The sequence below is a fragment of the bacterium genome (assembly GCA_024742285.1).
In the GTDB taxonomy this organism is placed as follows: Bacteria; Myxococcota_A; UBA9160; order UBA9160; family UBA4427; genus UBA4427.
The window spans coordinates 450,411-462,132 of sequence record JANSYR010000003.1 but is presented as its reverse complement, the minus strand read 5'-3'; the positions used below and the strand labels follow the sequence as shown (position 1 = coordinate 462,132).

Genomic DNA, 11,722 nt, shown 5'->3' with positions numbered 1-11,722 from the left:
CTCGCCCCCACGTTTCACCGGCTCGTGTCGTGCTCCGGCTTTCGTCAGATCGCGCGAGAGTTCGGCGTCTCCCACACGACGATTCGTCGTCTATCGGACCGGCTCGGCCGACACTGCCTCCTTTTTCACGAGCGCATCCGGCCGCGCGCCTGCCCGACCGAGCCGCTCGTGCTCGATGGCTTTCGTAGCTTCGAGCACAGCCAGTACTGGCCGATGGACCTCAACCTGGTCGTCGGAACATCACTCTTCGTCTACGGCTTCAACGATGCGGAGCTCCGGCGAAGCGGGGTGATGCGTCCGAGTCAGGCCGTCAGGCGGCGAATCCTCGAAAAGAAGTACGGAAGGCCCGACGCTCGAGCGACCCGCAAACGAGTCGAGGAGCTGCTCCGGCGCGTGATCCCGCCGGGAGGCGTGGTCGAGCTCCGATCCGACGAGCACACCTCGTACCCGGCGGCGCTACGCCGCCTCCCGGACCGAACGTTCCTTCACCAGCGGACGAATTCCCGAGAACCGCGCACGACGAGCAACCCGCTCTTTCCCGTCAATCTCACCGATTCTCTGCTTCGCCACTCGAGTGCGAACCACAAACGCGAGACGATCGCCTTCTCGAAGCGCCGCCAATCCATGCTCTATCGAGCCGCGATCTGGACGGTCTGGCGCAACTACATGAAGGATCGATCCGAGAACCGACGGAATGGTCCACCGGCGGTGGCGCTGGGCTTGATCAAGCGGGCGCTGACGCTCGACGCGATCCTCGCCCGACGCCTGATGCCCTTCCGGTCACGGCTCTCGAAGTGGCTCGACGACTGCTACTTCGGTCGAATCGAGACGAGAGCCATCGGCCGCTGCGTCGAACACTGTGCGAAGAAAGCCATCTGACCGGAACCGAGGGCTATCGCAGCGGACCAGTCGGGCACACGATGGCCGGGGCGAATTCTCCGGTCCACGACTTACCAGTTGAAGCGGATGTCCATCCCACAAGTCCGCGGCGGCGCCACGAAGTTCAGAATCAACTCCGCGAACTGGCTCAGATCCACCCCGAAGTTCACGTACCGCTCGTCCGTCAGATTCCGACAGAATCCAGCCACCTCGAACTGCCCCTCGAGCGGCGTATACGACAACCGCACGTTGTGCAGGATGTACGCGCGATTGCCGACCGTGTAGGGCTGCAAGCGGTCGTTGCCGTCGTTGTCGACCTCGCCTCGACCGCCGTTCGGGCCGAAGGGCGTGTCGTCGGTCCAGGTGAAGTCGTACTGCGGGGTGATCGTGCCGAAGCGGTTGATGATGATCGGCCAGGTGAAGACGCCGACCACCTGCAGGTTCGGGGCGCTGATGAGCTGGTTGCCGGAATAGTCGATCGTGACGCCGATGAAGCCGGCCGAGAAGGGCCTTTCCTCGAAGGCCGTGAATTCGACGAAGCTGGTATCCAGCCAGCCGAGGTTGAGCTTCATGTTCAGGCCCTCGATCGCCTCCGGGGCGTAGCCCTCGAGGGGCCTGATAACCAGCTCGGCCTCGGCGCCGTAGTTCCGCGCCTGCTGGGCGTTCTCGATCGTCCGGAAGACGCCCGACGCCGTGCTCGAGAGACGGAAGACCTGGTAGTTCTTGTAGTTGTAGTAGAAGATCGCGCCGTTGCCCTTGATGCGGTCGGCCCAGGCCCCGAACTCGAAGCCCCATTCGACGGCGTCGATCTGCTCCGGATCCGCGAAGCCTCGCCCCGGCGCCTTGGCGTCGCGGGGGCGGCTCGGGTTGAAGTGGCCTGCCTTGAACCCACGCGTGTACTTCATCCAGGCGGCGATGGACTCGGTGAATTCGTACTTGACCAGTCCGAAGCCGGTGATCGCATCCCAGGTGCGCTGGTTCGCCGACTTTTCGATCGGCGACGTGGGAACGGTCCGGTTGAACCGCCGGACGTCGAAGTCCTTCCGCTCCCAGTTGTATCGGATGCCCGCCTCGGCGCTCCAACCCTCGAAGAACTCGTATCGGGCCTCGGCGAAGGTGCCGAAGCTGTAGATCTCCTGGGTGAAGTCGTTGATGAAGTTCGTGGCGGCGTTCGAGATCGCGATCGTCTGTCGCTGCGTCGCCTCGACCTGCTCGATCAGCGTGTAGCCGCCGAGCTTCCATTCGATCGGGAAGTCTGCGATCGCGTCCCCGCTCCAGTCCAGACTGCCGTAGACCTCCCAGGCCTGGTCGTTCGAGCGTGAGGGGAAGAGGATGTTCGGACTCATGTCCGTGTCCTGCACCTCCGACTTCTTGTAGTCGACGAAGCCGAGATTCACCTCCAGGACGGACGAGTCGAGTTCGTAGTCGAGCCCCATCGAAGCCGCGTTGGTCTCGAGGATCGTGCGACCCGGGCTGTCGAAGTCGCCGCGATAGGGGCTCTCGTCGAGCGGCTGCTTGTACAGCTCTCGATTGAGCTGCCGCTCGGCGAGCGCCAGGACCCCGTTGTTGTTGAGGCCGGGGTTCGCGTTGCGGAAGAAGTCGATCAGCTGATCCTCGCGCGCTGCGATGTCGGGATCGATGTATCGACGCCGATCCCCACCACCGAGGTGGCGCTCGAAGATGTTTCCGCTGCCTCGGATGCGGCGGCTCGTACCGATGTGCTGGCCGACCGTCGAGTCCCGGTTGAGGTTGGAGAGCTCGACCCGGAAGGTCACGTCGAGCGGGAGGTCGGGAGGCTCGATCCTGATCTGACCGCGGAAGGCGAAGTCGTCGACCTCGCCGATGTAGCGACCGAGATACGGAGTGACCTGACTCTTGTTGGGCGGCCCCGTACGTGCGGGACGAATGTCTTCCCCGCAGAGCGCCGCCTCTTCCGACGAGATCGGCCCGCCGAGCGAGACGCCGAGTCGATCGTCGATCGGCGTTCGATTCGCACATCCGTTCTCGTGGAAGGGATTCTCGTGGCTGTATCGCGTCGACAAGCGAATCGAGACCACGTCGCCCCAGACGGGGCCGCTCACCGCCGTCTCGAAGCCGTATCGATTCGCGTCGCGGGCATCGACGCTCACGATGCGGGCGATGGTCGTCGTCGCATAACCCGTGAAGTCGCTCGTCGGCTTCGCCGCCTCGAACGAAATCGCGCCCGCCGAAGCGTTCCGATAGTTCCCCGATCCCTGCGGCCCCCGCATCACGCTGAGGGCGCCGATGTCGAAGAGACCCGACAGCTGCGTCGCCGACGGGTTGCGGACGATGCCGTCCTGAAAGATCGGCACGGAGCTCGAAGCGTTGGCGCCGAAGTCCTGGAGGCCGACGCCACGAACGAAGAAGGAAGCGTTCGTCTGGTTCTGGCTCCGGATCTCGAGGTTCGGAACGTAGTCCGCGACGTCGCCGATGTTCTCTACGCCGAGGCCATCGAGGTCGTCCGCGTTGAAGCCAATCGAAGAGGAGTTCGTCTCCGCGAGAAGCGCCGCGGTACCAGAACCCGTCACGACCATCTCTTCGACGCCCGCGAAGGGGTCGGCGGAATCGGTCTCTTGCGCAACCGCTCGAGGAGCACTCGCCACCACGCCGACCACGGCCATGCCGAATACGCACAGAGTGATCTTGACGGGCGAGCAGTGGGCGGCGCGAGCCCAACAATCACGCATCGGGGCGGACTCCTTCAGTCTTCCGGAGGTCCCGACGCTAGCAGGGTGCCCTCCGGCCTCAAGCCCTCATAGGCTCCACCCATGGGTACCGGAATCGATACGTGCGCGCCTCGCCCAGTACTTCGAACATCGCCCCTTGCCGGTCTCCTGCATGAGGCCCCAGCAGTTGACGAGTCGTTAGAACACGAGCGATTCCCACCCGGTTCGAATGTGTCGACAACGATTCCCATCCAGCTAGCCTAGGCAGCCGCTCGACGATGGCTGTGCGCCCGGCCATTCTCGTTTCCGTACAGGCGCACCTCCGAGCACACTTCGAGCGCCGGATCGAATCCGGACCATTCGGGTGTTCTCGACCCTACGGGTGCAGTAGTCATGTCTCGACGATTTCGAATAGACTTGGGAGATGCGCATGGCGAGCCTGCACCGAGACGGAGACGTCCGGAGATGATCAACCCGTCCGCCTCGAAGTCGCCCGACCGACGACGCGCCATCCGTGGTGCGTTCGAACGCCTCGCCTTGATCGCTTCGACCTCGGCGCTCGTCGCGGGATCGGCAACGCCTGTCACGGCCGCGGACGACGACTTCGATCCCGAGCGACGATGGACGCCCGCAATGGCGCTCCAGGTCGATGTCATGGGCACGACCGGCAAGGCGGTCACGACGGGGACGACCATCGTGGGCCCCCGGGTCGCGAACGCGGGTCAACGCTTCCTGGACTTCAACGGCGATCAGGTACTCAACCCGTCGCGCTCACGAGAGCAGATCACCGCCTTCACGGTCGGCGGCGACTTCGAGCTGATGTCGCCTCGCGTCGCGTCCGCCGAATACGCGCCGCGCTTCTTCCTCAACGTGAACGTCGCGGCGGCGATCGGTCCGGAAGTCGGTCTGGCACGAGACGGCAATCCCGGCAGGCTCGGCATCCCGCTGGGCGTCACCGACAGCTCGACGGCCATCCTCGGCGAGACCGCGGTCACGGGACGCGGCACGAAGACCACCGTGCAGTACCAGGGTCCCCAGGTCCACGCCGGCTTCGGCGCCGCCTTTCTCGTGGACATCGAGGGCCACCGTTTCCGGCTGAAGCCGTCCGTCGTCTACTCGCGCCTCCCCTTCGACGTCTACGGCGTGTTGCGCCGCGCGGTCCGATTGAACACCAACGTGGGTTCCGCGCGGACCTATGACAACACCTACCGCTCGATCGAGATCAGCGGCAAGCAGCGCGAGATCTACCATGGCGCCGGCGCCGCGTTCGAGGTCGAGTACGAGGCGGGGGACCACCTCGGGCCCTTCGCCTGGTCCATCTATATCAAGGGTCAGGGCACGCGGATCTTCGGCGACCTCGAAACGAACCTCTCCGCCGCGAATCCCGAATACCCCGAAGAGCAGGCAACCTGGACGTACAAGCACGATCGGTGGTTCTACCGGCTCGGCACCGGGGTCCGGGTCCGCTTCGACGGCACTCCGAGCCGCCGCCGACGCTAGTCCTGCGACGTCGCCGGGGCCGACTCCTGCGAGACGGCCGAGCACGCCGCCCGGGGAATCCGATCAGCAGGAATCTACGACGGTGACTCCGTCGTCTGATCCGCAACCGCGGCCTTGATCAATGCCGACTCGTTGTCGGGCACGAGACCGAGGCGCTTCTTCACCTTCTCGGGGAAGCGGTCCGGGTTGGCCTCGAACCAGGCGAGCACGGCCTCCTCGTCCACGAGGTACCAGCGCTGGAGGACCCAGTAGACCTCCTTGCGATTCTGCGCCGGCTCCGTGATCGCTTCGGCGACCTCGAGCAGCGCGCGCCAGTCGACCTTGTACTGGCGGCTCTTCGACCCCGACCGCACGAAGGTCGCCCGCATCTTGTCGAACCCGACGTCCTTCTGCTGCCCGCGGAGCCATTCGCGGAACCCGTCGTAGTCCCATCGCACCCAGTGCTGGGCCACGGACTTGAGCGCCACCGCTCGGTCTCGGCTGTCTTCCTGTTCGAGCAGCCAGGCCGCCGCGGCAACGGGGTCGTGGTGGCCCCAGGCATTCGCGATCCGACGCATCGCGCTGCCCACGTCGGCGCCCATCTCCTCGGCTCTTCCCAGCCACTCGATGGCGAGCTGAGGGTCTTCGTGGGACACGACGTTGAGGGCGAGGCCGAAGATCGCCTTCCTCCCCTCGTCTTCGTCGAGGGCGAGCGCCCAGCGGAGCGCTTCCTCTCCGCCGTCGTACATCACCTTCATCGTGACGTAGGTCTTGAGCCCGGCGGACTGGGCACTCGCGTCCGAGAGCCCGGAGAGCCAGGCTTCGAGGTCCGGTTCGCCCGACTCGTACCAGCCGATCGTGACCGCCTCGACGAGCTCGGGGCGCATGCCGGGCGCCGTCGATCCCCAGGTCTGAGGATCCCAGAGCAGCTCCGACCCGTTCAACGCCTTCGGATCATTCCGCGCCCAGGTCCGCATGATCTGACGGATGACGTGGCCCCCTTCCATCCGCAACGAGTTGAACGTGGCGTCGTAGGCGGCCTTCGGATCGAAGGTCGCCCACCAGTGGCCGAAGAGGGCGTACTCGCGATCGCCGCGAGCGAGCGGCGCCGTCTCGAACACGTACTGGATCTCGAAGAGATCCTCGGGGTCGGCGTCCTCCAGGTACTCCGCCGTCCAGCGAATCCGCTCCAGCGGATCCGGGTGGCGAAGAATCGCGGCGAGGCCGCCTTCCGGCGGCTGCGACCGGCCCGAATCGCCGTCTGCGCAATGAAGTGTCACGAGCGACGAGCCCAGCAACGCGATCATCAAAGCGAGGTGAATTAGACCCGAACTTCGCCCTGTCGCTCGGGACTCCGCCCCGATCTGCGTCGATGCGGGGGTCGAATCATCGTTCTTCTTCGTCTGTCGGGACATGATCGGCGCCTTCCTGAATCTCACCCTTCGAGAGCCTCCCCATGGGCCTGGAACGCGGCACGCATTTCTGGACCCGGGAGACGGCCCATGGGCCTTCTCTTATCGGCAGCGAGACGAGGATCGTTGACTCCGAATCTCGCGGGGAGGCGGCGATCGTACCGCTTCGCAGCCGTCCCGCCCGGATCCGAGCGCGCAGCCTGGTCGTCGACCAGACGGCCGGCAATTTGACGCTGGCCCGCGAGGTGTCTGCTGGGCGACCGCCCTGAGGGACCGCACAGCCCATCGTCCCAAGAAAGGTGACTGCCGATCAACAATTCTTCCCGGTCCGGGTGGCGATCATGTTAGGCTGAAAAGTGTCCCTTCCGTGAGGGTGATTCGCAACGGAATTACACAGGACGGAAGGGCCGGCCTCGCAGCCGGCATAGCAACGGGGCTTGTGCCCCACCATGAAGGAAACGGGGCCTGGCTCCGGTTCCGCGGAACATGAGCGACGTCCAGCTGAAGCGGACGAAGAAGAGCAAGCGGGTCGCACACAGGATTCGATGAGACCGACCGAGCAAGCGCTTCTGCAGCATTCAATCTGAAGGAGAGACTCGATGTACAAGCACTGGCTTCGCGGCGCACTCGCCGTCGCGATGATCGCTGGCTTCGCTGGGAATGCCGGCGCGGTGGGGCTCGCGGGGAATTACCACGAGACCAACGGCATCATCATCAACATCCCGCAGAACCAGCCGCTGGCGGACTGTGACGCGTCCTCGGACAACGCGCGCTGCCACTTCAAGCGACAGGCGTTCTTCGGGCAGGGCGTGGGCCGCACGACGGCGCCCGCCATCGGCGTTCCCGGGGCGACCTCGATCGTCGGCGACCCGCGTGCGGTCGGCTCCGCGTTCACGCTGCCCCCGGGCTTCATGGCGCAGAGCCAGACCGAGGACGCCCAGGTCCTCGGCGCGGTCGCGATCTACCTGACCACGTTCTTCACGGCGAGTGCCCCCGGCGCGAACCGCGACACGAACCTCGGCCTGACGGAGAGCGCTCCGGGCTACGTGACCCCGCCGAACACGCGCGTCTTCGCGAACCGCGTGTTCTCGGTCAGCAACGTCAGCGCTTTCGGCCAGAACAACGGTCTCGCGACCACGGATCCGAACTACGACTACCGGCAGGCGATCAACACGACCGTCACGGATACGTTCAACGCCGGCCTCGAGCGCGTCTCGGTCACCTACAGCGGCGGGGGCGGCTTCTCCGGGACGGCGGCCCTGCTCCTCAGCGGTGGCGGTCGCCTCTTCATCGGCGGACCGAACATCGACGCCCTCGGCACGCCGGCCCAGGCGCCGGTCATCGGCGTCAACCCCCTCGCGTCGCCCAGTGGCGCCGTCCAGCGGGAACGAAACGGTGTGGGATGGAACTACGTGGTCACCGGCGGCCAGCCCCCCGGCACGCTCAAGACCTTCGGTCTCGACCCGCACGACCCGCTCCCGGGCGGCTTCTGCACCTCGACGGCGGCCCCCGCGATGCCGCCGGGCTGCAACATCGTCGTCGGCTTCGACACCAACGGCGGCCCCGGCCCGTTCCCGCTCCCGAGTGCAACGTCGCAGAAGCACGTCTTCGCCTGGACGACGGGCACCATCACCATCACGCGTCAGGCGACGCGGATGGCGGGTGCGGCGACGATCCTCGACACCAACACGATGGTCGGTGACGGACACGACGCCGTGTCCTCGTTCGCGACGGGTCTCCGCCGCAACGTCGGTCTGGTGGCGGGTTCCTACTCCAGGCGAACCGACGGCACGGGCGTTCAGGCGATCAACGCCCAGCTCGCCGGCATGAACCTCGTGTTCACCCCGGAGCCCGCTTCGGCGGTGGCGCTGCTCGCGGGCGTCGGCCTGCTCGGCACGATGGCGGTCCGACGACGCCGGTAGGAACGCCGATAGGCACGCCGATAGGCACATCACGCTGAGGGCCTCTCTCCTCGGAGAGACGGCAGGAAGCAGGGCCTGAAAAGAAGAGGCCGCCTCGACTCCGTCGAGGCGGCCTCTTTCTTTGGCCGGGTCGCGCCCTCGTCCATCTCGTCTGCCACCGCGGCTGGGGGCAGTTGGGGCGACGAATCACGACTCCGCGACACCTGATGCCCCCTCAGGAACACTCGCGAGCCCCCGGGGGATCAATGAGGATCCACCTAGAGAGTCGCAACTCATGTCCTCAAAACGCTGGAATCATTTGAGATTTAAGATCTCGACCGGCGACTTTGCCGATGATTTGCCCGTCACGGAAATGTCCGAAAAGACGACTTCTCGTTGATAATTCTCACCAGTCGCACAGGCGGCCGTGATAGGGTGCAGCGTGTTTCTTCCCGGGGGCGATTCGCATCAGAATCACCGTCAGGGACAAATGGGGGACATGGGGCATCCGCGACGAACGGATGCCCCTGGTCACATCAAGATCAAGAGAGAGATGGAATGAGGGCCATGGGCCCCTTCCGAACAGGACATGCGCCGCGCCTCGGCGAGGCGGATGAGGAAGTGCAAGCGGGTCGTACGCGTGACGAGAGCGACCCGACCTGAGCTTCCGACGAATTCAATCTGAAGGAGAAACTCGATGTTCAAGAACTGGCTTCGCGGCGCACTCGCCGTCGCGATGATCGCTGGCTTCGCTGGGAATGCCGGCGCGGTCGGGCTCGCCGGTAACTACCACGAGACGAACGGCATCATCATCAACATCCCGCAGAACCAGCCGCTGGTGGCCTGTGACGCTTCCGCGGACAACGCGCGCTGCCACTTCAAGCGACAGGCGTTCTTCGGTCAGGGCGCAGGCAACACGACGGCGCCCGTCATCGGCGTTCCCGGCGCGACCTCGATCGTCGGCGATCCGCGCGCGGTCGGCTCGGCGTTCACGCTCCCGGCCGGCTTCATGAACCAGACGAGGACCCAGGACGCGCAGGTGCTCGGCAACGTCGCGATCTACCTCGTGACCTCGTTCATGGCGAGCGCTCCGCGTGCGGACCGCACCCTCAACGGCGGTCTCACGGAGAGCGCCAGCGGCTTCGTCGGCAACGCCGACACCCGCGCCTTCGCGAACCGCGTGTTCTCCGTCGGCAACCTGAACGCGTTCGGCCAGAACAACGGCCTCGCCACGACGGACCCGAACTACCAGTATCGCCAGGCGATCAACACGACCATCACCGACACGTTCAACGGTGGTCTCGAGCGCGTCTCTGTCACCTACAGCGGTGGTAACGGCTTCTCCGGTACGGCGACGCTCCTCCTCGATGGTGGCGGCGACCTCTTCATCGGTGGCCCGAACATCGACGCCCTCGGCACGCCCGCCCAGGCGCCGGTCATCGGCGTCAACCCGCTCGGTGACGGCATCCTCGGCAACCCGGCGATCCGGAACGGCGCGGGCTGGAACTACGTGGTCGCGGGCGGCCAGGCTCCGGGTACGCTCAAGACCTTCGGTCTCGACCCGCACAACCCGCTCCCGGGCGGCTTCTGCACCTCGACGGCGGCCCCCGCGCTGCCGCCGGGCTGCAACATCGTCGTCGGCTTCGACACCAACGGTGGCCCCGGCCCGTTCCCGCTCCCGAGCGCCACGTCCAACAAGCACATGTATGCCTGGACGACCGGCAACATCACCATCACGCGTCAGGCGACGCGGATGGCGGGTGCGGCGACGATCCTCGACACCAACACCATGATCGGTGACGGACACGACGCCGTGTCCTCGTTCGCGACGGGTCTCCGCCGCAACGTCGGCCTCGTGGCGGGTTCCTACTCCAAGCGAACCGACGCGACGGGTGGCCAGCAGATCAACGCCCAGCTCTCCGGCATGAACCTCGTGTTCACCCCGGAGCCCGCTTCGGCGGTGGCGCTGCTCGCGGGCGTCGGCCTGCTCGGCACGATGGCGGTTCGCCGCGGTCGCCGCTAAGCGGAACCGGCTGAGAGCCCCCCTCTCCTGAGCATCCGCTCACGGCTGGGTCGGCTCGAAGCACAGTCCAAGAAGAGGCCGTCTCGACATCGTCGAGGCGGCCTCTTTCTTTGTGGGCGGCCGCCAGCCTCAGGCCTTCGACCGCCGGAGCCCACCCGCACGTCGGTCAGGAAGCCTCAGCCTCGACCTCGACCTCGCGCGCCTTGCGCGGCGCGAGCGCGCGCCGCAGGTCGCCCTTGAGCTGCGGATCGAGCGGACTGGCCTCGAACCAGCTGCCCATCTCGGAGGGCGCCGAAGCCCGCCAGTCGCGCAGCAGGGCCGCAAGCGCGTTGTTGCGCGACCGCGAGGAGGGCAGCGTCGCGAGCCAATCCGCCGGCGCCTCGAAGCCCTCGTCCTGCCAGCTCGAGGCGATCCGCGGCACGACCGGTTCGAAGCGCGCCTGCCGCTCCTCGTCCCCCGGAATGAGCTTGGAAAGCAGCGCCGCCGCCTTCTCCGGACGCAGAGGCGCGGCGACGATCAGGCCGATCCGGGCCAGCCGCTGATCGAAGGCATCCTCGAGCGCGGGGTCGAGCGCCTCCACGATCTCGAGGAGCCGATCAGGCCCCTCGCTCTGGACGACGCCGCGACAGTATCCGTCCACGACGTCGAGTCGGGTCCGGCTGTCCCAGAGCAGCCGCGCCATCTCGAGCGCGTAGTCGCCGTCGCCGGACAGGGCCCAGCCGCGAATGAGCGGGCCACCCGCGAGGGCATAGAGTCGCTCGTCCGGCAGCGTCTGGACGTATTCGACGGCCTCGAGCTGTCGATCTCCGGTGGCCCATTCGCGGATCACCAGCCGGAAGGCGACCTCGCTCCGGATCTCCGGCACCCAGGTCTGCGTCTCTTCGGCGGCACCGATCGGATCCATCGCCGTCCAGGCCGAGGTCAGCAGCTGGAGGTCGACCGGATCCCAGAGCTCCTGGTGCTCGGCCACGACCTGGAGCGCGCCGCCGATGTTCTCGGGGGTCAGTCGTTCGAGCAGGCGGATCAGCTCCCGCGACCGCTCGAAGGCGAGAGGCACCCGGATCACGTGGTCGAGGGCGGCCTCCATCTCTTCCGCCGAGATGTCCTCGGCAGCGACGTCGTGGGGGATCGAGTCGACCGCGGCCGACCACTGCCCGACCAGGAAGCCGCCGACGGCCAGGGCGCCGCCGGCCGCGAGCGGAAGCCAACGCCGGGTCGATGTCGCGTCGTCCGGATTCCCAGGTGCCACGTCGAAGCTTCCCCACTCTCTGCGCGGGGCTCGCGGGCGATTCGAGCGGATCCCCCATGGTCCGGCCGAGTGCGTCCCCCAACGCGGTTCGA

The 11,722-nt window shown here is 66.4% G+C and carries 7 protein-coding genes; 4 read left to right on the top strand and 3 right to left on the bottom strand.

What is annotated here, in order from left to right:
* The first annotated feature begins 168 nt into the window (after nucleotides 1-168).
* Complete coding sequence (locus NXI30_08515; protein MCR9094246.1) at nucleotides 169-879, top strand: hypothetical protein; 711 nt, start codon at nucleotides 169-171, stop codon at nucleotides 877-879.
* A gap of 71 nt (nucleotides 880-950) precedes the next feature.
* Here the strand turns inward: NXI30_08515 and NXI30_08510 are convergent, their stop codons facing one another.
* Nucleotides 951-3,587 (bottom strand): TonB-dependent receptor, encoded by a 2,637-nt coding sequence (locus tag NXI30_08510; GenBank protein MCR9094245.1) that lies wholly within the window; start codon nucleotides 3,585-3,587, stop codon nucleotides 951-953.
* Between the two features lie 444 nt (nucleotides 3,588-4,031).
* Between NXI30_08510 and NXI30_08505 the strand changes: the two genes are divergently transcribed.
* Complete coding sequence (locus tag NXI30_08505) at nucleotides 4,032-5,066, top strand: hypothetical protein (protein MCR9094244.1); 1,035 nt, start codon at nucleotides 4,032-4,034, stop codon at nucleotides 5,064-5,066.
* A 74-nt stretch (nucleotides 5,067-5,140) separates the two neighbouring features.
* Here the strand turns inward: NXI30_08505 and NXI30_08500 are convergent, their stop codons facing one another.
* Complete coding sequence (locus NXI30_08500) at nucleotides 5,141-6,352, bottom strand: hypothetical protein (GenBank protein ID MCR9094243.1); 1,212 nt, start codon at nucleotides 6,350-6,352, stop codon at nucleotides 5,141-5,143.
* A 704-nt stretch (nucleotides 6,353-7,056) separates the two neighbouring features.
* Here NXI30_08500 and NXI30_08495 point away from each other — a divergent pair.
* Complete coding sequence (locus tag NXI30_08495; protein ID MCR9094242.1) at nucleotides 7,057-8,379, top strand: PEP-CTERM sorting domain-containing protein; 1,323 nt, start codon at nucleotides 7,057-7,059, stop codon at nucleotides 8,377-8,379.
* A gap of 676 nt (nucleotides 8,380-9,055) precedes the next feature.
* Nucleotides 9,056-10,381: a hypothetical protein gene (locus NXI30_08490; protein MCR9094241.1), complete on the top strand. Its 1,326-nt coding sequence runs from the start codon at nucleotides 9,056-9,058 to the stop codon at nucleotides 10,379-10,381.
* A 166-nt stretch (nucleotides 10,382-10,547) separates the two neighbouring features.
* Here the strand turns inward: NXI30_08490 and NXI30_08485 are convergent, their stop codons facing one another.
* On the bottom strand, nucleotides 10,548-11,630 hold the full coding sequence (locus tag NXI30_08485; protein ID MCR9094240.1) for a hypothetical protein: 1,083 nt from the start codon (nucleotides 11,628-11,630) through the stop codon (nucleotides 10,548-10,550).
* Between the last annotated feature and the right edge of the window lie 92 nt (nucleotides 11,631-11,722).

Bases quoted from the DNA above. Each gene is read 5' to 3' on its own strand.
- NXI30_08505 (MCR9094244.1), top strand. From the start codon at position 4,032: ATGATCAACCCGTCCGCCTCGAAGTCGCCCGACCGACGACGCGCCATC.
- NXI30_08495 (MCR9094242.1), top strand. From the start codon at position 7,057: ATGTACAAGCACTGGCTTCGCGGCGCACTCGCCGTCGCGATGATCGCT.
- NXI30_08510 (MCR9094245.1), bottom strand. From the start codon at position 3,587: ATGCGTGATTGTTGGGCTCGCGCCGCCCACTGCTCGCCCGTCAAGATC.
- NXI30_08490 (MCR9094241.1), top strand. From the start codon at position 9,056: ATGTTCAAGAACTGGCTTCGCGGCGCACTCGCCGTCGCGATGATCGCT.
- NXI30_08500 (MCR9094243.1), bottom strand. From the start codon at position 6,352: ATGATCGCGTTGCTGGGCTCGTCGCTCGTGACACTTCATTGCGCAGAC.